20 protein-coding genes are annotated in these 25551 nt (G+C 73.7%); 9 read left to right on the plus strand and 11 right to left on the minus strand.

What is annotated here, in order from left to right; genetic code table 11:
- Window positions 1-3: 3 nt before the first annotated feature.
- Genes LCN96_RS44630 through LCN96_RS44640 form a run of 3 tightly spaced genes read right to left on the minus strand, consistent with a single transcriptional unit; the run spans window position 4 to window position 2065 of the window.
- Complete coding sequence (locus tag LCN96_RS44630; RefSeq protein WP_225268451.1) at window positions 4-528, minus strand: hypothetical protein; 525 nt, start codon at window positions 526-528, stop codon at window positions 4-6.
- Window positions 525-1007: a cupin domain-containing protein gene (locus LCN96_RS44635; RefSeq protein WP_225268452.1), complete on the minus strand. Its 483-nt coding sequence runs from the start codon at window positions 1005-1007 to the stop codon at window positions 525-527. Before LCN96_RS44635 ends, LCN96_RS44630 begins: the two co-directional genes overlap by 4 nt.
- 53 nt (window positions 1008-1060) lie before the next feature.
- Complete coding sequence (locus LCN96_RS44640) at window positions 1061-2065, minus strand: aldose epimerase family protein (protein WP_225268453.1); 1005 nt, start codon at window positions 2063-2065, stop codon at window positions 1061-1063.
- Window positions 2066-2150: 85 nt separating this feature from the next.
- Here LCN96_RS44640 and LCN96_RS44645 point away from each other — a divergent pair, with 85 nt between their 5' ends.
- From LCN96_RS44645 to LCN96_RS44665, 5 genes are all read left to right on the plus strand, one after another.
- Window positions 2151-3104, plus strand: a complete 954-nt coding sequence (locus LCN96_RS44645) for an LLM class flavin-dependent oxidoreductase (RefSeq protein ID WP_225268454.1) — start codon at window positions 2151-2153, stop codon at window positions 3102-3104.
- Window positions 3105-3196: 92 nt separating this feature from the next.
- Window positions 3197-4012, plus strand: coding sequence for a TauD/TfdA family dioxygenase (locus LCN96_RS44650; RefSeq protein ID WP_225268455.1), 816 nt, complete (start codon window positions 3197-3199; stop codon window positions 4010-4012).
- 24 nt (window positions 4013-4036) lie between these two features.
- Window positions 4037-5596, plus strand: a complete 1560-nt coding sequence (locus LCN96_RS44655) for a pyridoxal phosphate-dependent aminotransferase (RefSeq protein ID WP_225268456.1) — start codon at window positions 4037-4039, stop codon at window positions 5594-5596.
- A 4-nt stretch (window positions 5597-5600) separates the two neighbouring features.
- Window positions 5601-6380, plus strand: a complete 780-nt coding sequence (locus tag LCN96_RS44660) for a BtpA/SgcQ family protein (protein WP_225268457.1) — start codon at window positions 5601-5603, stop codon at window positions 6378-6380.
- Entirely contained in the window at window positions 6377-7414 is a 1038-nt protein-coding gene (locus LCN96_RS44665) for an SIS domain-containing protein (protein WP_225268458.1), read from the plus strand. The genes LCN96_RS44660 and LCN96_RS44665 overlap by 4 nt, the downstream gene beginning before the upstream one ends.
- Window positions 7415-7422: 8 nt before the next feature.
- Here the strand turns inward: LCN96_RS44665 and LCN96_RS44670 are convergent, their stop codons facing one another.
- Window positions 7423-8814: an aldehyde dehydrogenase family protein gene (locus LCN96_RS44670; RefSeq protein ID WP_225268459.1), complete on the minus strand. Its 1392-nt coding sequence runs from the start codon at window positions 8812-8814 to the stop codon at window positions 7423-7425.
- 89 nt (window positions 8815-8903) lie between these two features.
- Here LCN96_RS44670 and LCN96_RS44675 point away from each other — a divergent pair, with 89 nt between their 5' ends.
- Entirely contained in the window at window positions 8904-10694 is a 1791-nt protein-coding gene (locus tag LCN96_RS44675) for a non-ribosomal peptide synthetase (protein WP_225268460.1), read from the plus strand.
- Complete coding sequence (locus LCN96_RS44680; protein ID WP_225268461.1) at window positions 10694-12529, plus strand: hypothetical protein; 1836 nt, start codon at window positions 10694-10696, stop codon at window positions 12527-12529. Before LCN96_RS44675 ends, LCN96_RS44680 begins: the two co-directional genes overlap by 1 nt.
- Before the next feature lie 65 nt (window positions 12530-12594).
- Here LCN96_RS44680 and LCN96_RS44685 read toward each other — a convergent pair whose 3' ends face one another.
- Genes LCN96_RS44685 through LCN96_RS44710 form a run of 6 tightly spaced genes read right to left on the minus strand, consistent with a single transcriptional unit; the run spans window position 12595 to window position 19592 of the window.
- A complete protein-coding gene (locus tag LCN96_RS44685; RefSeq protein WP_225268462.1) occupies window positions 12595-14226 on the minus strand; it encodes a condensation domain-containing protein in 1632 nt (543 codons plus the stop codon).
- Entirely contained in the window at window positions 14226-15701 is a 1476-nt protein-coding gene (locus LCN96_RS44690) for an AMP-binding protein (RefSeq protein WP_225268463.1), read from the minus strand. Before LCN96_RS44690 ends, LCN96_RS44685 begins: the two co-directional genes overlap by 1 nt.
- A gap of 13 nt (window positions 15702-15714) precedes the next feature.
- A complete protein-coding gene (locus LCN96_RS44695; RefSeq protein ID WP_225268464.1) occupies window positions 15715-16956 on the minus strand; it encodes an MFS transporter in 1242 nt (413 codons plus the stop codon).
- On the minus strand, window positions 16953-18200 hold the full coding sequence (locus LCN96_RS44700; RefSeq protein WP_225268465.1) for an ATP-grasp domain-containing protein: 1248 nt from the start codon (window positions 18198-18200) through the stop codon (window positions 16953-16955). Before LCN96_RS44700 ends, LCN96_RS44695 begins: the two co-directional genes overlap by 4 nt.
- Window positions 18201-18211: 11 nt before the next feature.
- Entirely contained in the window at window positions 18212-18442 is a 231-nt protein-coding gene (locus tag LCN96_RS44705) for a phosphopantetheine-binding protein (protein WP_225268466.1), read from the minus strand.
- 22 nt (window positions 18443-18464) lie between these two features.
- Window positions 18465-19592 (minus strand): hypothetical protein, encoded by a 1128-nt coding sequence (locus tag LCN96_RS44710; RefSeq protein WP_225268467.1) that lies wholly within the window; start codon window positions 19590-19592, stop codon window positions 18465-18467.
- A gap of 201 nt (window positions 19593-19793) precedes the next feature.
- Here LCN96_RS44710 and LCN96_RS44715 point away from each other — a divergent pair, with 201 nt between their 5' ends.
- Together LCN96_RS44715 and LCN96_RS44720 are read left to right on the plus strand one after the other, a co-directional pair.
- Window positions 19794-21392 (plus strand): flavin-containing monooxygenase, encoded by a 1599-nt coding sequence (locus LCN96_RS44715; protein WP_225268468.1) that lies wholly within the window; start codon window positions 19794-19796, stop codon window positions 21390-21392.
- 153 nt (window positions 21393-21545) lie between these two features.
- Window positions 21546-23891 (plus strand): ExeM/NucH family extracellular endonuclease, encoded by a 2346-nt coding sequence (locus LCN96_RS44720; protein ID WP_225268469.1) that lies wholly within the window; start codon window positions 21546-21548, stop codon window positions 23889-23891.
- A gap of 48 nt (window positions 23892-23939) precedes the next feature.
- On the opposite strand, the gene LCN96_RS44725 is transcribed toward LCN96_RS44720, so the two are convergent.
- Window positions 23940-25547, minus strand: coding sequence for an ABC-F family ATP-binding cassette domain-containing protein (locus LCN96_RS44725; protein ID WP_225268470.1), 1608 nt, complete (start codon window positions 25545-25547; stop codon window positions 23940-23942).
- Window positions 25548-25551: the final 4 nt, after the last annotated feature.

Raw genomic sequence — 25551 nt, forward strand, 5'->3', positions numbered from 1 at the left:
TCCTCACTGCCGTAGGAGCTTCTGGAGGTGGACGTAGCGCCTGCCCGTCTCGTCGGCGTGGACCGGGCCCTGCTGCTCGAAGCCCAGCCCCAGCAGCATGGTCCTGGTGTCGGTGAGGTCGGGGTTGGCCTCCGCGCGCAGCGCGTCGGCGCCCGCGGCGGTGGCCAGCCTGATCGCCCGCCTGACGCAGCGCACGCCGGCGAAGGAGCCCTCGGCCAGCAGCTCGGGCAGGACCGCCAGCCTGCTGAGATAGACGGGATCGCCGGCGGCGGGGAAGGCGGACGGGTCCAGGCCCGAGGGGGGCGAGCAGCTGAGGGTGAACGACGCGACGGCCTGCCCGCCGTGCCGCAGCACGTGGACGGAGCCGCGCGACACCAGGGCCCTGGTCGTCTCGATCCGCCTGGCGGGTGCGGCCGTGCCCGTACGCCCGGCCTGGTAGGCGTCGGACCGGACGAGCAGCTCGTGCAGCTCGGCCGCGTCCTGTCCGTCCTCCCACGCCCAGTCGGCGTCGCCGCCGGGCCGGGTCATGCCCCGGCCGCCGCCACGGCCTGTTTCACGACCGTCATCCGGCTCACGGAGTCGATGGGCAGGTGCGGCACGCCGAACGAGAGCAGCTCGAGCGGCTCGCGCACCGCGTGGTTGGTCTTCACCCCGTGCGCGTAGTCGGCCGGCACGTAGACGGTGTCACCGGCGACCATCTCGTAGTCGACGCCGTCCACGTGAATGTAGCCGCGTGAGCTGAGCACGTAGAGAATGTGCGCGCCCGGATGCGTGTGCAGCTCGAATTCGGCGCCGCTTTCCATGGTGATGCGGTCGGCACCGACTTCCACGCCCCGCTCGATCAGCTCGGCCGCGCCGGCCGTGCCGCGGATTCCTTTCAGCACGACGCCGTCGGAATCGTAGAGGAAACTCTCGGGGCGGTTGAACACATTGCGAATGTGGGTGTCGGGATCGAAACGTACCTGATTTCCTCCCAGTTCGATGGGAGAATTCCCCGTTAGTGACATGAGCCGCATGCTAGTTGCGCCATTCAGCGGCCGACAACCGCTATCGTGCTCTGTCAGCTCCTGGCGATGGGGAACTCGTGGACGGTGCGGTGCCGGTACCGCTGCCCGGGGTCGAGCCGGACCGAGGGGAAGTCGGGCCGGTTGGGCGCGTCGGGCCAGGCGCCGGCCTCCAGGCAGAGCCCCGCCCTGGGGGTGCGGTAGTGATCGGCCGAGTAGACGCCGAGGCCGGGCTGGTCGGTGATCACCCACATGGTCCGGCCGCTGGCCTCGTGGCACAGCTCGGCGGCCCAGGCCGGGTCGTCGAGCACGTAGAAGGTGTCGAGCCTGGCCCTGTCCAGCCGCCGGGGCCTGGTGTAGTCGAGCGGGGTGCCGGTGATGTCGCGCGGCGGGCCGGGCAGCGGGATCAGCTCGTCGTCGAACGCCACCGTGCGGCGGGAGTTGAGCGCCAGCCGGTGGCCGTCGATCGGCTCCGACCCGCCTGACAGGTTCCAGAAGGCGTGGTTGGTGAGGCCGACGATGGTGGGCGCCGTGGTGACCGCGCCGAACTCGAAGACCAGCCGCCCGTCGGGGCCCAGCTCGTAGCGCGCCTCGGCCGTGAGGTCGCCGGGATAGCCCTGGTCGCCGTCGGGGCTCTGCAGCGTCAGCCGCAGGACGAGCCGGTCGCCGCGCGTCTCCGCGTCGGCCTCCCAGACCTGGCCGTCGAAGCCCAGCGGGCCGCCGTGCACGTGGTGCGCGCCGTCGTTGCGGTCCAGCTCGTGCACGACGCCGTCGAGGGAGAAGGCGCCGCCGGAGACGCACCGGCAGTAGCGCCCGACCGTGGCGCCGACGTAGGCGGGAGATCGGCGATCCTCGTAGGAGCGCAGGTCGGGCAGCCGGACCACGACGTTCTCCGCCCGCCCCGCGCTGTCGGGGACGAGGACCTCGACCAGCGTGGCGCCGTAGGTCCACACGGTGGCGGCGAAGCCGTTGCCGGTGTCCAGCGTGTACGCGTGCACCTCGGCCGGCTTACGCCCGCCGTGGCCGCTCGTCCTGCCGACCGGCGTGCGGACGATCCCCACCTGGACCTCCGGTCAGAACGTGGCCCGCCAGACCCTCGTGTGACACATTGGACCACTCCCGCCCGAACGAGATCAATGGGGAGCCATGCTCAGATTCGGCGTTCACTCCGGCCAGCAGTACAGCACGTTCGACGACTGTCTCGACCTGTGGCAACGCGCGGAGCAGCTGGGATACGACTGGGTGTCGTTGTTCGACCACTACCGCCCGCCGCTCGGCGGCCCCGACGGCCCCTGCTTCGACGGCCCCGCGCTGCTGGCCGCGCTGGCCGCCAGGACCAGCAGGGTGCGCTGCGCCATCCTGGTCTCCGCGGTCACCTGGCGCCACCCGGCGGTGGCCGCCGCCGTCGCCGCGACCATCGACCACATCTCCTCGGGCCGGCTGGAGTTCGGCGTCGGCGCCGCCGGGCCCGACCTCGGCTACGAGCAGTACGGCCTGCCCTTCCCCGCCCCGGGCACCCGCCTGAGCATGCTGGAGGAGTACTGCCAGGTCATCCGCCGTCTGTGGGACGGCGAGCGGGTCACCTTCCACGGCGAGCACTACCGGCTGACCGACGCCTACCTGCGCCCGCGGCCGATCCAGCGGCGCCTGCCGCTGGTGATCGGCGGCGGCGGCGAGCGGCGCACGCTGCGGATCGTGGCCAGGCACGCCGACGTCTGGAACTCCCTGGCCGGCGACCTGGACGGCTACCGCCGCAAGGTGGGCCTGCTGGCCGGCTACTGCGCCGAGGAGGGCCGCCGCCCCCAGGAGATCCGCCAGTCGATCACTTTCCGGGCCGTCCTCGCGCCGACCCCCGAGGAGGCCGCGCGGCGCCGCGCGGAACGGCTCGCCCTGCTCCCGCCCGGCTCCCCCGACCTGGCCGAATATCTCACCTTCGGCACGCCGGAAGAATGCGTCGAAGAGCTGCTGCCTTATGCGGAGGCCGGCGTGCGGGATTTCCTGCTCGGCTGCCGCCCGCCGCTCGACTGGCAGACCATCGAGCTTTTCGCGACCCGGGTCGGGCCGGCGCTGCGGGAGAAAGCGCACGCTGAAAGAAGCTGAACAATCCCGCGCCGGATAGCATGCACTCGGGTTCACGGGGAGTGTGACATATGCATCATGGTGCATTCACAGAGAATTCGACCGATCAGCATGTGACGGCCAGGCGGAACCTGCTCGACAACGGCACCATTCTGCCGCCGCCCGCGGCAGAGATTGTCGAGGCGACGGCCGCCGGATTCCTGGGCGGCCCGGTGCACGACACGATGGATGGCCTGGCCTCGACCGGCTGCGCGGTCGTGCGGCTGGACGAGCCGTTGTCCACGCGCCAGTTCCTGGCCTTCGGCGCCCTGCTGGGCCAGGCCCAGCCGGAGCGGGACCCGGCCGTCCTGCCCTACGTCGAGGAGGAGGTCGTCCTCAACCTCCGCCGTGAGCACGCGACCACCGCCGACGTCTCCCTGCAGCCCTTCGCGACGAACTCCCTGTCGCTGCACACCGAGAGCAGCGGCAGGCGAGCCGCGGCGCAACCGCGCTACATCGTCCTGATGTGCGTCGCCCCCGGCCACGATCCGACGGCCTCCCAGACGGTCCTGGTCCCCATGGCCGCCGTGGCGGACCGGATCGGGCCGCGGGCGGCGGCGACGCTGCGCGAGACCCGGTACCGCCACAGCACCGAGGGTCCGCACCTCCTGCGTACGGTGGACGGCCGGCCCGTCTTCTCCTTCCGCGACTTCCTCTCCCAGACGCTGGAGTGGACCCACCTCGGGGACGCGGCGGCGCACGACGTCAACCAGGCCGTGCTCGGCCTGCTGGCCGCCATGTACGACGGCTGCGCCACGGGCGTCCACTGGGCCCGGGGCATGATCGTCGTCATCGACAACACCTTCTTCTTCCACGGCCGTACCGCGAGCCCGCCGGCAGCCGCGGCCTCCGCTGCCCCGCGCCACCTCAAGCGGCTGCGCATCATGTGATCGCCGAGCCCCGAAGGACACGTCATGCGGTTATTCGAATCCGTACGCCCGGCCCGCCTGCCCGCGGTCCCCGGCCCGCCCGCCTCCTTCGCCGGCCGGGACGGCTTCGCCGACGGTTTCGTGCCCGCCGTGGACGACCGGATGCTCGACGTCTACGCCCGCGCCCGCAACCCGGAGGACCCGCTGGAGCTGCGCGACCTGTGGCTCGGCCGGGTGGAGTGCGAGCTGGGCGCCCGCGCGCACCGGGCCGCGCAGGCCGAGCGGTGGCGCTCGGCGACGGTGCTGCGCACGGTCGAGCCCGCGGACGTGCTGGGCTCCAGGGCCACGGTCCGCTTCGTCAAGGAGCTGTTCAACTGGTTCTTCCGCGACGACCTCTACGGCGAGCTGCGCCCGCAGGCCACGCACATCCTGTCCGGCGGGTCCATCGACGAGCAGGCGTGGGGTCTGCCGCAGACGCTGAAGGACTGCATCCGCTTCGCCCTCGACATGGACTGGTACGGCTACTCCGACTCCCGGGGCCGCCGGCCGGTGCGCGAGGCCGTGGCCGAGTACGAGAACGCCCGCATGGAGACCCCCGCCTACCGGGCCGAGAACGTGGCGGTCACCCTGGGCGGCACGTTCGCGGTCAGCTCGCTGGCGGACTTCGTCCTGCACGGCGCGGCCCCCGCCGGCTCGCCCGCGCTGTGCGCGATCCCCAACTACCCGCCGCTCGTCGAGACCGTGGCCCGCCGCTCGCAGGTGCGGCTCGTGCCGCTGCCCTCGCTGGACGGGCGCACCTCGCTGCAGCCGCTCATCGACGCGCTGACGCCGGACACCCCGATGATCCTGCTGCAGACGGTGGGCAACCCGACCGGGGCCGCCGTCGTGGAGGCGGACCTGGCCAGGCTCGTCAGGGCCGCCTCGCCGTCCACCATGATCGTGCTGGACGAGTGCCACGAATGGCTCGGCCCGGTGCGGCCGTGCTCGGCCGTCCGGGCCGCGCCGAACGTCATCCGCGTCTCCAGCCTGTCGAAGACCTGGTCGGCCCCCGGGCTGAAGGTGGGCTGGCTGATGGCCGACGAGCGGTTCGTGGCCGACTACTACGAGTACGCCTCCACCACCTTCGGCGGGCCGCCGTCGTTCTTCTACACGGTCGTCGAGGTGCTGGCCAGGATGGAGCGCTGGCTGCTGACCGGCCTGGTCACGCCCACCGCCGCCGAGCTGGCCGAGTTCGAGCCGGCGTACGGCATGCGGCTCGGCCCGCTGAGCGCGGCCTACCGCTCCTACCGGGCGGAGCGGCTGCGCCGCGAGGCGGGCCTGACGGCGCTGCGCGGCCAGGCGAGCAGCGCGCTCGCGCGGATCCCCGCGCGGGTGCTGGAGCCGCACTACTCGATCAACACCATGGTGGAGTTCACCGGCTGGGACGACTCCTACCGGTGCTTCCGCGACCTGCTGCGCGACAGCGGGGTGTCGGTCTTCCCCGGCATCCTCACCTTCTGCTTCTCCGGCGGCGTCGTCCGGATCACCAGCTCGCGCCGCGAGCAGGAGCTGCGGGCCGCGCTCGGCCGGCTGGAGTCCGCCTTCGCGCCGGCCTCGCCGGGGTGACGCCATGGCCAAGCTGATCATCGGCATGGTGCACCTCAAGCCGCTGCCCGGCACCCCGTACCACGAGGAGGGCAGTCTCCCGCGCACGATCGAGACCGCGGTCGAGTCGGCCCGCGCCCTGTTCGACGGCGGCGCGGACGGCTGCCTGGTGCAGACGGTGGAGCGGGTCTACCGGGTGGACGACGAGTCGGACGCCGCCAGGACCGCCGCCATGACCCTGGTCGTGAACGCGATCGTCCAGGCCACCGGCCCCGGCTTCCAGGTCGGCGTGCAGCTCATGCGCAACGCGCTCAAGGCCTCGCTGGCCGTCGCCACCGTCACCGGCGCCGCCTTCATCAGGGCGGGCGCGCTGGTCGGCGCGACGCTCACCGAGCACGGCATGGTGACGGCCGATCCGATGGGCGTCATGGAGTACCGCCGCCGCATCGGAGCGCAGGGTGTGCGGGTGCTCGCCGACATCGACTCCAGCCACTTCACCTGGTACGGCGGCGGCAAACCGACGCCGGAGGTGGCCAGGGCGGCCGTGCGGGCGGGCGCCGACGCGGTGGTGCTGGGGCACGCCGACGAGCGCAGGACCACGGAGCTGATCGCCGCGGTCCGCGCGGCCGTCCCCGGCGTGCCGGTCATCCTGGCGGGCCACACCGACCACGCCAACGCGGCCAGGCTGCTGGCCAGGGCCGACGGCGCCTTCGTGGGCCGCTGCCTGGAGCGCGGCGGCTGGGGCGGCAGCGTGGACGTGGACCTGGTCAGGCGGTACGTCGAGCTCGTCAGGGGGATCGCGTGAACCCCGAGGTCCTCATCCGGCAGGCGGAGCGGCTCGCCGACGATTTGCGGGAGCTGACCGGTGTGTTCGCGCGGCGGGTGGCCGGGCTGCTGGGCGAGGACGAGCGCGGCACGATCGAGCGCGTCTGGCTGGTCGGCGACGGCGACTCCTACCACGCCTCGTGCGCGGCCGAGCAGGCCTTCGCCGTGATCGGCGGCGTGGCGTGCAGGCCCGCGGGCGCCTTCCGGTTCTCGGCCTACGACGCGCCGTGGGCGCACCGGCCGGGCGGAGGGCGGACGCTGGTGGTGGCGGCGAGCGCGTCGGGGCGCACGCCCGCCGTCCTGACCGCGCTGGAACGGGCCGCCGCCGAGGGCGCGCTCACCCTGGCCGTGACCGGGACGGCCGGCTCGCCGGTGACGGAGGTGGCCGAGCGGATCCTGCTGGTGGACCTGCCCGGGCTGGAGCCGTCGCCGGGGGTGCGGACGTACCAGGCGAGCCTGCTCGGCCTGACGCTGGTCGCGATGCGGCTGGGCGGGGCGCAGGCGCTGCACGCCGAGTTCGGGCCGCTGGCCGGCGCGGTGGCCGCGACGCACCGGGTCACCGGCGGGCGGGCGGCCGAGGAGGCCGGGCGGCTGGCCGGGCACGCGTCCGCCGTCGTGCTGGGCAGCGGGCCGAGTCACGGCACGGCCCTGTTCGCGGCGGCCAAGCTGGTGGAGTCGGCCGGGCTGTTCGCCCTGGGCCAGGATCTGGAGGAGTGGGCGCACGTCGAGCGGTGGGCGTACCCGCGCGACATGCCGGTGTACGTGCTGGCTCCGCCCGGCCGCTCCCGACCCCACGCCGGGAGGATCGCCGCGCGGGCCCGCGAGCTCGGCAGGCACGTCGTGGTCGTGGCGGACGACGGTGACACGGCGGCGCAGGCGACGTTCCCGGTGGCGGGCCGGGTGCGCGAGGAGCTGTCGCCGTTCCTCTACCACCTGTTCGCCGTCCACCTGGCGGCGCGGGTGGCGCAGCGGCTGGGCAGGCGCCCGTTCCAGCGGGACGGGGCCGGCGCATGAACGTGCCGCTACCCCAGCCGTACGGTGACCGTCTTGGGCCGCTGGTACTCGGCGAGCGCCAGCACGCTCAGGTCGGTGCCGTGCCCGGAGCCGCCGCGCCCGCCGTGCGGCAGCTCGGCGGTCTGCTCCAGATGGCAGTTGACCCACACCTCGCCCGCGTTCAGCGCGCCCGCCAGGTCCAGCACCGGCCCCACCGCCGCGCCCCAGACGCTGGCCGCCAGCGCCTGCGGCAGCCCGTTGGCCAGCCGCACGGCCTCCTCCAGGTCCCCGGCTGCCTGCACGGTGAGCACGGGCGCGAACACCTCCTCGACGACGGCCGGGGCGTCCGGTTCGAGCTCGGCCAGCACGCGGGCGGGCCGCCAGTAGCCGCCGGACTCGCCCGCGTCTGCCCTGACCGGGCCGGTGTGCTCCACGCCCGCGCCGCTACCCGCGATGATGCGGTCGTGCCGGGCGGCCTGCCCGGCGTTGTTCAGCGGGCCGAAGCCGGTGCCCGCCTCGCACACCGCCATCGCCTCCGCGAGGCGCTCGACGGTCTCCTTGTAGTTCTCCCGCAGGGTGATCACGCGGGCGGGGGCCGCGCAGCTCTGCCCCGCGTTGTAGGTGCAGGCCGCGGCCAGCTCCGCGTACGTGTACGCGGGCGCCCCCGGCAGCACCACGGCCGGGCAGTTGCCGCCGAGCTCCAGGCTCACCCTGCGCAGCCCGGCGGCAGCGGCGACGTCGAGCCCGCCGGCCACGCTGCCGGTGAACGCCACCGCGTCCACCCCCGCGCGGACCAGCAGCCTGCCCGTCTCCCGGTCGCCCGGCACGACGGTCAGCACGCCGGGGCCCAGGGCCTCCCGCGCGTGCGCGGCCAGCAGCAGGACGCTGTCGGGCGTGGTCTCGGCCGGCTTGAGCACCACGGCGTTGCCCGCCGCCAGGGCAGGCGCGAGCCGCCACATGGCCATGAGCAGCGGATAGTTCCACGGGACCACGGCCGCCACGACGCCCAGCGGCTCCCACCGCACCCAGCTCTCCCGCCCGGGCAGCCGCCTGCCGCCCGCGGGGGCGAGGTCCGTGCGGGCGGCTCCCGCGTAGAAGCGCAGCACGTCGGCGCTCTGCGCGACCTCCGCGACGGCGTCGCCGCCCGGCTTGCCGGTGCCCGCCCGCTCGGCCGCCGCGTAGTCGCCGGCGCCCGCCTCGATGGCCTCCGCCAGGCGCAGCAGCGCGCGGGCCCGCTCGCCGGGCACCCGCGCCGACCACCGTGGCTGCGCCTCGCGCGCGGCCGACACCGCCTCGGTCACCTCCAGCTCCCGCGCCGGCCGGTACGTCAGGCGCGCCGCGCCCGTCCGCGGATCGGCGACAGTGACGAGTTCCGGCGAAGAATCGCGCGCGCCGTCCGCGGAGAAGAGCTGATCGGTCACAACGGTGATCGTAACGAACAGCCACCGTTCCGACGAGAGCGGAGATTCCTCGCCGAGCGTGCCCGCCTGTCCTGCCATCAGGAGTGAGAATGAGCCCGACAATTTCCAGTCTTTTCGCGGAGCAGGTCGGCCGTACTCCCGACGCGCCCGCCGTTCAGCACCCGGACGCGGGGCGCGAGCTGACGTATCGCGAGCTGTCCCGCGAGGCCGACCGGCTGGCTCAGGCGCTGGTAGCGCGCGGCCTGCCGCAGTGCGGCAGGGTCGCGGTCTGCCTGCCCCAGGGGGTGGACCGCATCGCGGCCTTCCTCGCCTCAGGAAAGGCCGGCGCCGCGTATGTGTCCATGGATCCGGCCCAGCCCAAGGCCCGCCACGAATTCATCGCCGAGGACAGCCGCGCCGATATCGTGATCACCGTGAAAGAGCTCGCCGAGCACTTTCCCGGAACGCCTGCCCTGCTCGTCGACGCCGACCGCGCGGAAATAGCCGCGATGCCGCCGGAACCGCCGCCGGTCACGCGCGGCAACGAGGTGGCCGTCATCTATTACACGTCGGGGACGACCGGCACGCCGAAAGGCGTCCTCGTCCCCCACGCGAGCATCGCGCATTTCCTGGCCAGCCTGCGCGACCCGGCCCTGACGCCGACCGACCGCATGGCCCAGGTCAACAGCCCGGCCTTCGACGCGAGCACGTTCGAGACGTACGGGGCGCTCACCAGCGGCGGCTGCCTGGTGATCCTCAGCAGGGACCTGCTCACCGACCCCGCCGAGTTCGGCGCGGCGGTCAGGCGGCACGGCATCACCGCGATGCTGCTGGCCACGTCGGTCTTCCACGAGATCGCGGCCAGGAACCCGGCGGCCTTCGCGCCGCTGCGCCTGCTGGTGACGGGCGGTGAGACCCTCGACCCGCGCCGGGCCCGCGACGTGCTGGCGGCGGGGCCCGGTCACCTGCTCAACGCCTACGGCCCCACCGAGACGACCACGTTCGTCACGTGGCACGAGATCACCGCCGTCCCCGACGACGCCCGCTCGATCCCCATCGGCCTGCCGCTGGGTGAGGTCCGGGCTTACGTCCTCGATGAGGAGCTGCGGCCCGTGCCCGAGGGCGAGCTGTACCTCGCCGGCCCGTGCCTGGCCCTGGGCTACCTCGACCGTCCCGAGCTGACGGCGGCCGCCTTCGTGCCCGATCCCGCCGTGCCGGGCGAGCTGATGTACCGGACGGGTGACCACGTACGGCGCGGGCCCGGCGGGGTGCTGGAGTTCGTCGGGCGTACCGACCGGCAGGTGAAGCTGCGCGGCTACCGCATCGAGCTGGGCGAGATCGAGGCGCAGGTGATCGCGCACCCGGACGTGGCGGGCGGCGTCGTGCTGGTCGAGGGTGAGGGGGACGGCAGGATGCTGGTGGCCTACGTCGTCCCCGCCCGGGACGCGGCCGGTGACCTGGCCGGGCGGCTGCGCGCGTACCTGGGCGAGCGGCTGCCGTTGTGGATGGTGCCCGTGCTGACCGTGCTCGACCGGCTGCCGCTGACGTCCAGCGGCAAGATCGACAGGGCGGCGCTGTCCGAGGCCGCCGGGAAGCCGGACGCCCAGGCGGGCCTGGCCGGGCTGGCGCCGCTGGAGAGCTGGCTGGCCGGCGTCTGGACCGATCTGACGGGCATCGCCCCGAAGGGGCCCGACGACGACTTCTTCGTCATCGGCGGCCACTCCGTGCTGGTCGGCAGGCTGCGCGCGCGGGTCCGCGCAGCGCTCGGGACGCAGCCGCCGCTGCGCGACTACTTCACCCACAGCAGGCTCTCCGAGCAGGCCGCGATGCTCCGCCGCCACGACGGGAGCAGGAACCTCGACGCGCTGGCCCGCGCGCTCGCCGACGGGCGGGCCCGCTGATGGCGGCCATCGTGCTGTGCCGTGACGCCGCCGACTTCGCCGCCCGGGCCGGCACGTGGGCGCCCGGCCGCCCCTTCCCGCTGCTGGACTGCCCCGCGCTCGGCAGGTACCGGTCGTTGTTCCCCGACGGCCCGCTGCCCGGGGCCGAGCGGGAGGAGCGGCCCGGCGTGGTGGTGTCCGTCGGCGACGCGGCGGCGGCCGGCCGGATGCTGGCCGCCGCGACCGGCCGCGAGCACCACCGGGTCGAGCCCGAGCACCTGCTGAAGCGGCTGGCCGGGCACGCGGGCGAGCTGGTCGCCGTGGTGGGCCTGGCGGAGGACCTCACGGCGGCCGGCGACTGGCCGGGCGCGAGCGGCGCGACCGTGGGCGTGCTGACCGCCCGCGGCCTGCCGTCGCTGGCCTGCCTGGTCTACCGGAGCCTGACGGTCGGCGCGGTGGGCGAGGACCGCGTGTTCATCGCCTCCCACCCCATGCTGGAGGACTCGGAGTCGGCCGACACCGTCGAGTTCGCCGGCCTGGACGTGGTCCGCGAGCGCAGGCTGAAGGTCGTGGTGGTGCGCAGCCTGGGCAAGGAGTGCTGCGTGGGGCTGCCCGACGGCATCATCTGCGGGCGCTCCGACCCGATCGACGGCCCGCTGCCGCCCTTCGAGCCGCACTACCGTCACATGCCCTGCATGAAGGGCGAGGGCTGCCACCGCGCCGACCTCACCGAGGACCAGCGGCTGCCCGCGGCGGACGTCCACGCCACCGTCGTCTTCACCCACAGCTGCGGCTCCATCGGGGTGGGCGCCAACCTCTACCCCAACCACCTCGCCCTCGCCCTGGGCTTCATGGAGGGCACGGCCGTGGCGGTGGTCGGCGCCATGGGGGTGCACATCGTGCAGCGCAGCGCCCAGGCCGAGTTCGAGTCGGCGCTGGCCGACGGGCTGCCGCTGGGCCGCGTCGTCGAGCGGCTGGCCGAACGCGTCCACCCCATCAACGGCTACCTCAACCGGTTCGGGCTGCTCGGCGACCCCGGCCTGGTCGTGCCGTGGCCGAGCGGGCGCGCCGCGCTCAGGAGCACGCCCGTCCCGCGCGCCGACGAGACCGTCGTGCGCCGGCTGGCCGAGCTGCACAACGTCATCCTCCCCCGCCTGGAACGGCTGCCCTGGCTGGAGCCCGTCGCGGACGCCGTCGAGATCACCGGCCTGCGCGAGCAGGTGCGCGAGCTGTCGGCCGACCTGCTCGCGCCCGGCCTGGCCGAACGGGTGACGCGGCTGGAGGACGAGGTCGCCGACTTCCAGGTGCGGACCGTCCGGCAGGTGGCCGCCGGCATCTACGTCTCCGGCTGGAACTACGGCGGCCCCTGCCTCGACGGGCTCCGCCAGGTCGCCCAGCGCGACGAGCCGTGCCCGGGCTGCCTGCGGGACACCGCCGTGCTGGTGACCCTGCGCCATGCCGTTCATGACGGGCTGACCGTGCGGACGCTGCAGTGCCGCAGGTGCGGGGACATCTGGTGGAGCAGCGAGAGCGGGGAGCCGACCGTGGTGCTGCACGGGCCGGTGGACGTGGATGCCGTGCGGGGCAGTGTGGCGCGGCCTGTGCGGGAGATCCGTAACGGTGGTGGTGAGCGGTTGCGGGGTGGTATCGGGTTCGCGTTCGCGTTGCGCAAGCGGTTCGGGTTGCCGCCTGAGACGTGCTCGCCGGTTTCGGTGGGGCCGTACGGGAGTGTGACGTACACGGCGGAGACGGATCTGATCAACTATCGGCCCAGGCCGGACGTGCACACCTCCGTCTTCGTGGCGATTCTCAACGGGCACTATCTCGCCTCGGCCATGATGCTGCGCCTGTCGTGACGGGCGCGTCGCGGCGGCGGCCTGGCGGGGTGGTCTGTCGCGGCGGCGCTCCGGCGGGGTGATGCTCAGCGGGCGCGCAGGGCGGTCAGCAGGGACGCCACCTCGTCGACCACCTCGCGCCCCGACCGTTCGTCCACCACGTCCCCCCGCCACCGGGCGGCGACGGCCCAGCCACCGTCCGGCTGCGGCTCCACCTCCACGACCAGCGGCGCGCCGGCCCGGGGCGCGCGGACCCGCACCGGCTCGACGACCAGCTCCGTGCCGCCGAACGAACCGGCCTCCAGAGGTGCCTGCAGGGCGACCATCACCTCGTACAGAGGCACGCGGGCGACCCCCGGCCGCAGGGAGCGCACGAGCCGGTCGTACGGGGTGCGCGCGTGGCGCAGCGCCCGCAAGGTCAGGCGGGCCGTCTCCGCCACGCGCTCCTCCGCACGGCCGTCCCGCACCGCCTCGAACGGCAGCACGACGGGGTTGACGAAGCAGCCGATGACGGGGTTGAACACGCTCTCGAAGCGGCCCGAGGCGACGGTGGCCAGGTTCAGCCGGTCGGCGCAGAAGACGCGGCCCAGCGCGCGGGCCGTGCCGTACAGGACGCTCGCCAGCGGGACGGATCCCCGCGTGCGCACCGCCGCCGACAGCTCGCCCACGGCCCCGGCGTCGAGCACGATCTCGTGCTCGTGGCGCGCGGCCTGGTCGGTGAGCGCGGGCGCGGGCAGCAGGGGTGGGGGCTCCGTGTCGAGCAGCTCCCGCCAGAACGGCAGGTCGCGGTCCGCCCACCGCTCCACCATGTCGTGCTCCCACTGCGCGTAATGGTGGTAACCGGGCACCGGCTCCCAGCCGGGTGCGCGGCCCGAGGCACGGGCGGCGTAGGCGGTCGCGAGGTCCTCGAGGAGGATCAGCTCGGATCGGCCGTCGAAGACGATGTGGTGCAGGCTCAGGCAGAGCAGCCAGGACTCGGGGCCGAGCCGCGCCAGGCGGGCCCGGAGCGGGGGGTGCTCCTCCAGGTCGAAGGGCTGGTCCCACCAGTCGGCGCAGATCTCGGCCGCGGCCGTCGTGGGGGTGGTGGGTTGTGGGAGGCAGGCCGTGGGGATGGCGGCCGGGGGTGATCGTCCGGGGTCCGGGGGGAGCACGCGCTGGAGGGGGCCGTGCTCGTCGTCCCAGTAGTGGACGGTGCGCAGGATCGGATGCCGCCGCACCACGTCGTCGTAGGCGGCGGTCAGCGCGTCGGGGTCGAGGGGGCCCGACAGCAGGTACGCCAGGACGACGTGGTTGTCGTCCTGGCCGGGTGCGAGCGTCTCGTCGAGCAGGAAGCGCTGCTGGCCGTGGGACAGCGGGACGGGCACGCCCGCGCTCCCGCCGGTCGGGCCGGACGCGCCCACGCGTCCGCCGAGCGGTGCGGTCACGCCCGCGCCTGCGCCGAGGGCGCCGGTAGCGGCGCGCCGCACCAGCTCGGGCAGCGAAGCACTGGCCAGGACGTCGGGCACGCGCACGTCGGTGCCCAGCCGGGTCGAGAGCCGCATGGCCAGCCGCAGCGCCTGCTCCGGCGTCAGCCCGGCGGGATCCAGCCCTGCGACCGCGCCCAGGCGCCACCGCCCGGCGAGCGCCTCCAGCTCCGCGAGCAGCGCCGCAGAGTCAGCGGGCGCGGCAGGCGCGGCAGGCGCCCGGCCCTCTCGCTCAACCCCACGCACCCCCGCCATCACCGCACCTCCTCCACCAGCGCCCCCCGATCCACCTTGCCACTGGACGTCAGCGGCAACGCCGCCACCCGCCGCCACACCACCGGCACCATGTAATCGGGCACCCTCGCCCCCACATGCCTCCTCAGCTCGCCGGCAGCAAGCTCCTCCCCCACATACACGGCCACGAGCTGCGCATCCACCACGACCACAGCCACCTCCTTCACCCCACCATGGCCGCGGACCACCGCCTCCACCTCATCCAGCTCCACCCGATACCCCCGCAGTTTGACCTGCCGATCCAGCCGCCCCAGATGCACGAGCACGCCACTCTCCCACCGCACCCGATCCCCGGTGCGATACCAGTCACCACCCTCCGGCACCCCGTCCACCACCTCGTACGGCCCATCCCCCCGCAAGAACCGCCCCGCGTTGTCCCCCGGATCGACGTACCCCGAGAAGCGCTGCCCGCCGCGCACGCACAGCTCCCCCTCCTCCGCGACGACACCACCACCATCCAGCACCACGGAGTCGAGATGCCCGTACACCCGGCCGATGGGCACGGTGCCGTTACCGGTGGGGATCCAGTCGTCCGCGCTCGCGGGCAGCCGGTGGTTGGCGCACACGCCGGCCAGCTCCGTGGGCCCGTAGTTGTTCTCGATGACGTTCGCGCCGACCGCCGAACGCCAGGCGGCCACGGCGGCGTAGTCGAGCTGCTCGCCGCTGAACATGCTCCACCGCAGGTCGGGCAGGCACCCCTCGGTGAGGGTACGGGTGCGCCGGGCCAGGGTGATGATCGACGGCACGGTGTCGAGGTGGGAGATGCGCTGGTCCCGCAGGAACCGTACGGGGCTCAGCCAGGTGCGCTGCCCGGCCACGACGAGCGTCGCGCCGGTGGCCCACGTGGCGAGCAGCTCGAACACCGACGCGTCGAAGGTCAGCTCCGCCGCCTGGGCCACCCGATCTCCCGGCCCCAGCTCGTACAGGGGGCACACGTGGCCGAGGTAACGCGCGAGCGCGCGGTGCGTGATCGGCACCCCCTTGGGCGTGCCCGTGGAGCCCGACGTATAGATCACGTAGGCGTCGTCGTCCAGGCCGGGGCCGGAGACGGCGGCGCGGGCGCCTTCGGTGGAAACCGTCAAAACGGGCACGCCGGGAGGCAGGCGCGGCGCGGGAGGCCCGTTCAGCAGCACCAGGTCCGGCTCGGCGGCGCGCACCACGTCGGCGGTCCTGGCGTCGGGCCAGCGCGGGCTCATGGGCAGCACCGCGCCGCCCGCCCTGAGCACGCCGAGGTAGGCGGCGTAGGTCAGGGCGGACCTGTCGCCGCGCAGCGCGACCCGGCGGGTGCCGCCGAGCAGGGGCGCCACGTGGCCGCTCACCACCGAGGACAGCGCCCACAACTCGCCGTAGGTGAGGTCGCCGTCCTCCAGGCTGAGCGCGGTCAGGGACCGGCAGCGCCCGGCGGTCTCCTCGATCCGGGCGACGATGTCATGCATGGTGCTGCTCCGATCAGTTCGCCGGGGCCGGCTCGGGCTCTGGGGCGCGCAGTTCTCGTACGCTCGGGTAGGCGAGGCTGACCAGCCGTGGCAGGGCGACCACCGCCGCCATCACGGCCAGCACGACCGTCGCGGTGGTGCCGTCGGCGGCGGCCAGGGCGCCCAGCGCGTACCCGGCCGGACGCAGCGCCTGAGAGCTCAGCCAGTCGTAGGACGAGACCTTCGACAGCGCGTCCTCGGGCACGTGCTGTTGCATGGTGGTGATCCAGAGCGAGTCGGCCGCCGTCATGCCGGCGCCCGCCAGCGCGATCACCAGCGCCTGCACGGGGGCGGGCACGCCGAGCGCGATCAGGAGCAGCGCGGGCGCGAGCAGCAGCTCCGCCAGCCTGGCGACCAGCAGGGGCCGCCGGGGCCGGTAGCCGGCCAGCAGCACCAGGTCGCCGAGCACGTCGCCGACGCCGAGCGCCGCGACGACCAGGGCCCAGCCGAACGCGCCGCCCTGCTCCTGAAGGGCCAGCACCGGCCCCGCGACCATGAACACGGCGATGGCCACGTGCGTGCAGGCGAAGCCGGCGACGCTCGTCCAGATCCAGGGGGTGCGGGTGACCAGCCGGAAGCCGTCGGACAGCTCCTTGAGCAGGCCGCCGCCCGCGCGGGGCGGCGCGGCCGGCACCCTGATCCGGGAGGCGAGCCAGGCGCTGACGAGGAACGTGCCGCCGTCCAGGAGCAGCGCCCAGCCGGCGCCGACCGTGGCGGCCAGTCCGCCGGCGATCAGCGGCCCGGCGACGCCGGACAGGCTCCTGGTGATCGACATCAGCGCGTTGGCCCGCTGCAGGTCCTGCTTGGGGACGGTGAACGGGGTCAGCCCGGTCGCGGCCGGCAGGTGGAACGCCTGGGCCGTGCCGAACACCACCTGCACAACGATGAGCAGCGCCAGGTTCACCTGCCCTGACAGGATCATGGCGCCGAGGCCGAGCTGCACCAGGCCGCGCACCACGTCCATGCCGGCCATCACCAGGTGGCGCGGCAGCCGGTCCGCCCACACCCCGCCCACGAGCAGGAAGACGACCAGCGGGACCGTGCTGGCGCCCAGCGCGAGGCCGGCCGCCGCGCCCGAGCCGGTGACCTCCACCAGCCCCACCGTGAGGGCGACGAGGCTGAGCATGTTCCCGGTGACGGACACCGAGAAGCCCGCGTACTGGTACCGGAACGACCGGTGCCGCAGCGGCGCGAGGAACTCCTTCCACCGCGTCACCGTCGCCCGCCCGTCTCCCGCGCCAGCACATCGAGCACCCGGGCCACCGCCGTGTCGAGCGCGGGCCGGTCCGGGGCGCGCAACGTCACGTTGGCCGTCCTGAACTGCGTGACCGACTTGGGCGCGCCGTCCTCGGCCAGCTCGTCCACCGCGCACACACCGGGCAGCGCGCGCAGCTCCCGCCGTCTCAGCGACGTGCGCACGGGCCCCGCCCTGTCGGCGAACGCGGGGAACACGCCGGCCGCCGCGCCGCGCATCGCGGTCAGGTCCACCTCCGGCGTCTGGCCGGCCGCCACCCGCAGCGCCAGCGCGACCAGGTCGGGCCCGCCGAGGAGGCGGAAGAGCCGCGCCGTGTGCCCGGCCAGGCGCCCGTTCACCTCCAGCAGCTCGAACCCCGCCGCCGTGAGCAGCAGCTCCGTGTGCGTCAGCCGGGACCGCACGCCGAGCACGCCGAGGATCCGGCCGGTGTACTGCTCGGCCGCGCGGCGCAGCTCCTCCGGCAGGCAGGACGGGAGGATGTCGCCCTGGACGTGTACCGCGTCCGCGCCCGCCGGCCCGGCGCCCCTGGTCACCGCGACCGGCAGCTTGTCGAGCACGCCGAGATGCACGCGCCCGGCGGGGGCCGACAGGGTCTCGACCGAGACCAGGCTGCCCAGCCAGGCAGGACCCGCCGGATGCGGCACCGGCTCGATCCGCGTCTCCAGCATCAGCCCGGCCCAGCCCCGCCGCAGGGCGACCTGCCGCCGCACGTCCCGCTCGTCGTCGAGGAAGGCGACGCCCTGGCCGCCCGCCGCCCGCCTGGGCTTGAGCACGCACGGACGGCCCAGCTCGGCGAACCCCTTCACCAGGTCCTCCGGCTCGTCCACCGGCACGGCCTCCACGGAGGTGAGCCCGTGCTCCTTGAGCAGGCGCCGCTGCACGAGCTTGTCCCACGGGCGGGGCACCGACGTGGTGGCCCGCGCGTGCAGCTCGTCGGCGAGCTCCAGCTCGTCGTCGTGGAACGTGGTCACGCCGCGCAGGCCGAGCGAGGCCACCAGCTCCCCGTACCCCCGCTCCGGCAGCACGTGACACTCGAAGAAGCGCTCCGCGACCCGCATGACGTCCGGATGGGCCGCCGCGACCGCCGCCCTGACCAGCATCACCACCTCGCACACCCCCTGGGCGGCGACGTAGATCTCGCGCAGGTTGGCGGCGCCGTCCGGGCGGTGGCAGACGCCCAGCCTGGGCCTGGTGGGCTCGGGCATGGCGGCCCCCGCTAGCGGGCGCCGGCCGAGCGCGCGCCGTCGAGCAGCGTGCCCAGCCGGCCGTCCACGAAGAACTGCTCCAGCGGCACCTCGACGCCCAGCCGCGACTCGATGCGCTCGATGAGCGTGACCGCCAGCAGGGAGTTGCCGCCCAGCTCGAAGAAGTCGTCGTCCGCCGAGGGCGCGTCGACGTCCAGCACGTCGCACCATTCGGCCAGGACCACGTCGTCAGCCTTGTCCACGTGTCCTCCAGTCACGTTGCGATCAGGTCAGTCTCACGGCCCAGACGGGGGAGAGCGTGGCGCCCCTGCGCGTCTTGGGCGTCTCGGCGTCGAGGCCGAGGTCCAGGGCGGTGAGGCGCCGGTCCATGGCGTGCCTGAGGGGAGCGTGGATCAGGCTCTCCACGTACGCCTCGTGCCGGTGCGGGGTGTCGTCGGCGACGCCGGTCTCGTAGATCTCCAGCCGGCCGCCGATCGCGCAGGCGAACGTGACGGCCAGGCAGACCTGGGCGGCGTCGTCGGCGTGCACCGCGAAGGCGATCCGCTCGCCCACCGGCTCGGCCGCCCACCGGGACAGGCGCATCCGGAGCAGCCGGGGGTGCTCCTCGATGCCGTGCCTGCGCTTCACCGCCGCGACCAGCTCCGCGCCCGCGTCCACGGCCTGCCGGGCGGGCATGACCGTGCACCGCAGCCCGGCCTCGGCCGCCGCGCGGCGGTCCTTGAGCACGGTCCTGCGCCCGCTGTGGCCGAGCCCGGCGAGGAAACGCTCGTCATCGGGCGGTACGGCGATCGTGGCCAGCCGCCCGATCCGCTCCCGCCACGGATCATCCGGCTCCGGCGAGCCCTCGGAAACGGCCCGCCGCCGGCCCTGCTGCGGGGAGCCGTCCTGGCCCGCCGGGGTGAAGGCGGCGACCTCCTCGTCCCGCACGTAGAGGGCCGTCGCGACCAGGCCGCGCCGCTCGGCCTCGGCGCGCGCCCGGGCGACGAGCGCCCGCCGCACCGATTCCGCCTGCCCGGCGGGCAGCGCCGCACAGGTCACCGCCCCCGCCACCAGATCGGCGCAGCCCCCGACGAACAGGTACGACCGCGCGTCCTCCACCTCACCGAACAGCCGCGGCGCCAGCACGCCCGGATCGAGAACGGCACTCGGCACGGCGCGGCTCTTCACCCGCTGCACGGGCAGCAGCCCCAGGACGCCCCCCTCCCCGACGGCCAGCACGACCTCCGTCTCCCAGGAGGCGGACAGATACGGCCGCCCCAGCCTGCCGGGCAGCAGGCTCACGGAGGCCGCCTGCCACTTGCGCCCGGACAAGCCGGCAGGCAGGTCGTCGGCCCCGATCACCTCTGTCGTGACGAGCAGCGCCGCGTGCCCGGTCACCGATAAAGTCGTCATCCGCCGTCACCTGGCCGGTACTTTTCTCCGGAGAACTCCGCCACTCGGGGAACCTAATCCACCGTCTCCGCGCGGAACGACTCATATCGTGCGGTATCCGCCTTAACCGTCGAGAGCCATTCCTGTATCGGGTCTCTTGGCCGCCCGTCATGGTCATGTCAGGGTTACGGTCACGGGTCGTGCCGACGGGGAGTGATCGCCATGTCCGTACCCTCCACCGACGCGGTGGTCATCGGCGCCGGGTTCTCCGGCATGTACATGCTGCACCGCCTGCGCGGCCTGGGCCTGACCACCCGGCTCTACGAGAGGGGCGACGGCGTCGGCGGCACCTGGTACTGGAACAGGTACCCGGGCGCCCGCTGCGACGTGGAGAGCGTCGAGTACTGCTACTCCTTCTCCGAGGAGCTGCAGCAGGCGTGGGACTGGACCGAGCGCTACCCGTCCCAGCCGGAGATCCTGCGCTACGCCGAGCATGTCGCCGACCGGTTCGACCTGCGCCGCGACATGCGGTTCCGTACGCGGGTCACCCGCGCCGCCTACGACGAGGCCACCGCCCGCTGGCAGGTGGAGACCGACCGCGGCGACCGGGTGTCGGCCCGGTTCCTGATCACGGCCGTGGGCTGCCTGTCGGACGCGCGGATCCCCGCCTTCCCCGGCGCCGCCTCCTTCAGGGGCGAGAGCCACCACACCGGGCGCTGGCCGCACGAGGAGGTGGACTTCGCGGGCAGGCGGGTCGCGGTCATCGGCACCGGCTCCTCCGGCATCCAGATCATCCCGGTCATCGCCGAGCGGGCCGCCGAGGTGACGGTCTTCCAGCGCACGCCCAACTACACGATCCCGGCGTGGAACCGCCCGATGCGGCCCGAGTACGCCCGCTGGGTGAAGGACAACCACGCCGAGATGCGCCGTTCGATGCGCGGCTCCCCGTTCGGCATCGCGGCCACCTTCAACCCGGGCTCGGCCCTGGAGGCGTCCGAGCAGGAGCGCCTCGACGAGCTGGAGAAGCGGTGGGCGCACGGCGGCCCCGGCTTCCTCGGCGCCTTCGCCGACACGGCGGTGGACCCGCGGGCCAACGAGCTGGTCGCCGAGTTCGTCAGGGGGAAGATCCGCCAGATCGTCGATGACCCGCGGGTGGCCGAGCTGCTGTCGCCGCGCGACCATCCGATCGGCACCAAGCGCCCCTGCTTCGACACCGACTACTACGCCACCTTCAACCGGCCGAACGTGCGGCTCGTGGACGTGCGGACCGCGCCGATCGAGGAGATCACGGCGACCGGGATCCGCACCGCCGCGGCCTCGTACGAGGTGGACACCATCGTCTACGCCACCGGCTACGACGCGATGACCGGGCCGCTGCTCGCCATCGACATCACGGGGACGGGCGGCGTGCCGCTGCGCGCGAAGTGGGCGGCCGGCCCCCGCACGTACCTGGGCCTGATGACCGCCGGGTTCCCGAACCTGTTCACCATCACCGGCCCCGGCAGCCCGTCGGTGCTCAGCAACATGTTCGTCTCCATCGAGCAGCACGTGGAGTGGATCGCCGGCTGCCTGGAGCACCTGGCCAGGACGGGCGCGACCGTCATCGAGGCCGATCCGGACGCCGAGGACGCCTGGATGCGGCACGTGGGCGAGGTGGCGGCGCAGACGCTCTTCCCGCGCGCCGACTCCTGGTACCTGGGCGCGAACGTCCCCGGCAAACCGCGGGTCTTCATGCCGTACGCCGGCGGCGTCGGCACCTACCGGGCCACCTGTGACGAGATCGTGGCCAAGGGGTACGAGGGCTTCGTGTTGTCGCCGTGAGAGCCCCGGGTGACGCCGGCGGCACGCGCGCATCGGCCGAAGCCCACACATCGGTGCCCCCGAATGGACACGAAGTGTCAATGTTCAAGATTTCATGACTCGTCCACGCCCGAGACAGGATTTTTCGTCGTTTGTCGGTTTACGCTCCCCGTCATGCGTGTTAAGTCCCGGGTCCCGGCGATCCTCGTCGTAGCCGGCCTCGCCGGTTCGATCGCCGCCCTGTCCTCACCCTCCGTGGCCGCCGCGGCGCCAGGCAACGTGGTCATCAGCCAGGTCTACGGCGGAGGCGGCAACACCGGCGCCCCCCTCTCCAACGACTACGTCGAGCTGTTCAACCGCAGCGCCGCCCCCGTCTCGCTGGACGGCTGGTCCGTGCAGTACACCAGCGCCAGTGGCACCGGGAACTTCGCCTCCAACAAGGCCGACCTGGCCGGCACCCTGGCGCCCGGCCAGTACCACCTCCTCCAGCTCGCCGCGGGCAGCACGCCCAGCGGCGCGCTGCCCCAGCCCGACAGCGTCGGCTCGATCAACATGAGCGGCACCGCGGGCAAGGTGGCGCTGGTGCGCTCGGCCGAGGGCCTGGCCTGCAACGGCTCCACCACCGCCTGCTCCGAGGCCCAGCTCGCGCAGCTCGCCGACCTCGTCGGGTACGGCACCGCGAACTTCTCCGAGGGCACCCCCGCCCCCGCGCTCACCAACGCCACCGGCGGGTTCCGCAAGAGCGGCGGCTGCGCCGACACCGACGACAACGGCGCCGACTTCGAGACCGCGGCCCCGGCACCGCGCAACAGCGCCACGGCCGCGGCCCCCTGCGGCGACGGCGGCGAGCCCACCCCGACGCCCACGCCGACCCCGACCCCCACCCCCACCGAGAGCTGCGACACCCCGGCCACGCACCAGATCCCGCAGGTGCAGGGCAACGGCGACGCCAGCCCGGTCGCGGGGCAGAACGTCCGCGTCGAGGGCGTGGTGACCGCCTCCTTCCAGGGCTCCGGCGGGCTCGGCGGCTTCTACCTGCAGGCCGCCGGGCCGGACGCGGACCCGGCGACCTCCGAGGGCCTGTTCGTGTACTCCTCCTCGCCGGTCAAGGCCGGTGACCGGGTGCTCGTCTCCGGCAAGGCGATCGAGTACAACGGCCTGACCGAGATCTCCCCCGCCACCGCCGTGAACGTCTGCGGCACCGGCACGGTCAGGGGCACCGAGATCGACCTGCCGCTCAGGAAGGGCCTGACCTTCGAGCGCTACGAGGGCATGCTCGTCACCTTCGACGACGACCTCGCGATCTCCGAGACCTACAACCTGGCCCGGTACGGCGAGCTGCTCCTGGCCGAGGACGAGCGGCTCTACCAGCCGACCGACCGCGAGGGCGTGGACCCCGACAGGGACGCGCGGCGCAGGATCCTGCTCGACGACGGCTCGAACGCGCAGAACCCGGCCACGCTGCCGCACCACACCCAGGGCTCGAACAGCGTCCGCGTCGGTGACGAGGTGCGCGACCTGACCGGCATCCTCACCTACGGCTTCGACGTCTACCGCGTCCAGCCGATCGAGCCCGTGCTCTTCCGCGCGAAGAACCCGCGCCCCGCCCGCCCCGAGCGGGTCGGCGGCGACGTCCGCGTGGCCAGCCTCAACACGCTCAACTGGTTCACCACGCTCGGCTCGCGCGGCGCCACCACCGCCGAGGAGCGGGACCGTCAGCTCGCCAAGCTGGTGGCCAACATCACCACGCTCGACCCCGCCGTGGCCGGGCTGATGGAGGTCGAGCGCAACGCCGACGTGGCGCTCAACGCCCTGGTGGACGCGCTCAACGCCAAGGCGGGCGCGGGCACGTACCGGGCGATCAGCCACCCGAACCCGGGCACCGACCTCATCCAGACCGCGCTGATCTACCAGCCGGCCAAGGTCACCCCGATCGGCCCGGCGCGCTCCTCGGCCGACCCGATCTTCAACCGGCCGCCGCTGGTGCAGACCTTCGGCCCGGCCAAGGGGCACGGCAGGACGTTCACGGTGCTGGTCAACCACTTCAAGTCCAAGGGCTGCACCGACGTGGACGGCCCCGCCACCGGCCCGGACGCCGACCAGGGTGACGGGCAGAGCTGCTACAACGCCAAGCGCGTCAAGCAGGCGCAGGCCGTGCTGTCCCTGATCGAGGAGCTGAAGCTGAAGAACGCGCTCGTCCTCGGCGACATCAACGCCTACGGCGAGGAGGACCCGATCGACACCTTCGAGGACGCCGGGCTGACCAGCCTCAGCAAGAAGTACGTCGAGCCGGACGAGCGCTACAGCTACGTCTTCGACGGCCTGTCGGGCGAGCTGGACCACGTGCTGGCCGACAAGGGCGCCCGCAAGCTGGTGACCGGCGCGACCATCTGGCACGTCAACGCCGACGAGGGCCGGTTCATGGACTACAACACCGAGTTCAACCCGCCCTACCTGTACGCGCCCGACGCCTTCCGCTCCTCCGACCACGACCCGCTGCTGGTGGGTCTGCGACTCTGAGATCACGCCGACCGGCCGCGGCGGAGCCGGGCTCCGCCGCGGCCTTTCTCATGACTCCAGCAGGCGGCCCTCCGACAGCTCCAGCCACCGCTCGACCCCGATCTCGGCCAGGAACCGCTCGTCGTGGCTGACCACGATGAAGGCCCCCTCGTACGCCGCCAGCGCGCTCTCCAGCTGCCCCACGCTGACCAGGTCGAGGTTGTTGGTCGGCTCGTCGAGCAGCAGCAGCTGCGGCGCGGGCTCGGCGCACAACACGCAGGCGAGCGTGGCGCGCAGCCGCTCGCCGCCGGACAGCACGCCCACCGGCAGGTGCGCGCGCTGGCCGCGGAACAGGAAGCGGGCCAGCAGGTTCATCCGCTCGGGCGCGGGCATGCCGGGGGCCGCGTCGGCCAGGTTCTCCGCCACGGTGCGGTCGAGGTCGAGCAGGTCGAGCCGCTGTGACAGGTAGGCGACCCGGCCGTCGGCCCGGCGCGTGGTGCCGCCGTCCGGCGTGAGGTCGCCGCTGATCATGCGCAGCAGGGTCGACTTGCCCGCGCCGTTGGGGCCGGTCAGCGCGATGCGCTCGGGGCCGCGCACGGTCAGGTCGAGGCCCGGCTCGGCGAACAGGCCGCGCGCCTGCAGGTGCTCGCCCTGGAAGACCGTGCGCCCGGCGGGCACGTTCGTCCCCGGCAGCTCCAGTGCGATGCGCTGGTCGTCGCGCAGCGCCCGCCCGGCCTCGTCGAGCCTGGCCTTGGCGTCGCTGACCCGGGCGGCGTGCATCTGGCCCGCCCGGCCCGCCGACTCCTGGGCGCCCCGCTTCATGTTGCCGGCGAAGATGCGGGGCAGGCCGGCGTTCTTGAGGTTGCGGGCGGCGTTGCCCGCGCGGCGCTCGGCGCGCTCGCGGGCCTGCTGCATCTCCCGCTTCTCGCGCTTGAGCTCCTGCTCGGCACTGCGCACGCTGCGCTCAGCGGCCTCCTGCTCGGTGCGCACGGCCTCCTCGTAGGCGGTGTAGCCGCCGCCGTAGAAGCGCACCTCGCCGCGTTCCAGCTCGGCGATGCGGTCCATGCGGTCGAGCAGGACGCGGTCGTGGCTGACCACGAGCAGGCAGCCGTTCCAGTCGCCGAGCAGGTCGTGCAGGCGGTGCCGCGCCGCGAGGTCGAGGTTGTTGGTCGGCTCGTCGAGCAGCAGCACGTCGGGCCGCTTGAGGAGCTGCGCGGCCAGGCCGAGCGAGACGACCTGGCCGCCGCTCAGCGTGCCGAGCCTGCGGCCGAAGTCGAGCCCGTCGAGGCCGAGCCGGTCGAGCTGGGCGCGAGTGCGCTCCTCGATGTCCCAGTCGTTGCCGATGGTGGTGAAGTGCTCCTCGGAGGCGTCGCCCGACTCGATGGCGTCCAGCGCGGCGATCACCGGGGCGATGCCGAGCACCTCGGCCACGGTCAGGTCGCCGGTCAGGGGCAGGCTCTGCGGCAGGTAGCCGAGCACGCCCTTGACGGAGACGTCGCCGCCGGACGGCCGCAGCTCCCCCGCGATGAGCTTGAGCAGCGTGCTCTTGCCCGCGCCGTTCGGCGCGACCAGACCGGTACGGCCACCGCCCACGCTGAAGGACAGGCCGGTGAAGACGGGGGTGTCGTCGGGCCAGGAGAAGGACAGCCCGGAGCAGATGACGAATGCGTCAGACATGGCG

This window comes from Nonomuraea gerenzanensis (assembly GCF_020215645.1).
Lineage (GTDB): Bacteria > Actinomycetota > Actinomycetes > Streptosporangiales > Streptosporangiaceae > Nonomuraea > Nonomuraea gerenzanensis.

Bases quoted from the DNA above. Each gene is read 5' to 3' on its own strand.
- LCN96_RS44685 (WP_225268462.1), bottom strand. From the start codon at position 14,226: ATGGCGGGGGTGCGTGGGGTTGAGCGAGAGGGCCGGGCGCCTGCCGCG.
- LCN96_RS44725 (WP_225268470.1), bottom strand. From the start codon at position 25,547: ATGTCTGACGCATTCGTCATCTGCTCCGGGCTGTCCTTCTCCTGGCCC.
- LCN96_RS44675 (WP_225268460.1), top strand. From the start codon at position 8,904: ATGAGCCCGACAATTTCCAGTCTTTTCGCGGAGCAGGTCGGCCGTACT.
- LCN96_RS44660 (WP_225268457.1), top strand. From the start codon at position 5,601: ATGGCCAAGCTGATCATCGGCATGGTGCACCTCAAGCCGCTGCCCGGC.
- LCN96_RS44655 (WP_225268456.1), top strand. From the start codon at position 4,037: ATGCGGTTATTCGAATCCGTACGCCCGGCCCGCCTGCCCGCGGTCCCC.
- LCN96_RS44690 (WP_225268463.1), bottom strand. From the start codon at position 15,701: ATGCATGACATCGTCGCCCGGATCGAGGAGACCGCCGGGCGCTGCCGG.
- LCN96_RS44635 (WP_225268452.1), bottom strand. From the start codon at position 1,007: ATGTCACTAACGGGGAATTCTCCCATCGAACTGGGAGGAAATCAGGTA.
- LCN96_RS44680 (WP_225268461.1), top strand. From the start codon at position 10,694: ATGGCGGCCATCGTGCTGTGCCGTGACGCCGCCGACTTCGCCGCCCGG.
- LCN96_RS44700 (WP_225268465.1), bottom strand. From the start codon at position 18,200: ATGCCCGAGCCCACCAGGCCCAGGCTGGGCGTCTGCCACCGCCCGGAC.
- LCN96_RS44715 (WP_225268468.1), top strand. From the start codon at position 19,794: ATGTCCGTACCCTCCACCGACGCGGTGGTCATCGGCGCCGGGTTCTCC.
- LCN96_RS44720 (WP_225268469.1), top strand. From the start codon at position 21,546: ATGCGTGTTAAGTCCCGGGTCCCGGCGATCCTCGTCGTAGCCGGCCTC.
- LCN96_RS44630 (WP_225268451.1), bottom strand. From the start codon at position 528: ATGACCCGGCCCGGCGGCGACGCCGACTGGGCGTGGGAGGACGGACAG.
- LCN96_RS44710 (WP_225268467.1), bottom strand. From the start codon at position 19,592: ATGACGACTTTATCGGTGACCGGGCACGCGGCGCTGCTCGTCACGACA.
- LCN96_RS44645 (WP_225268454.1), top strand. From the start codon at position 2,151: ATGCTCAGATTCGGCGTTCACTCCGGCCAGCAGTACAGCACGTTCGAC.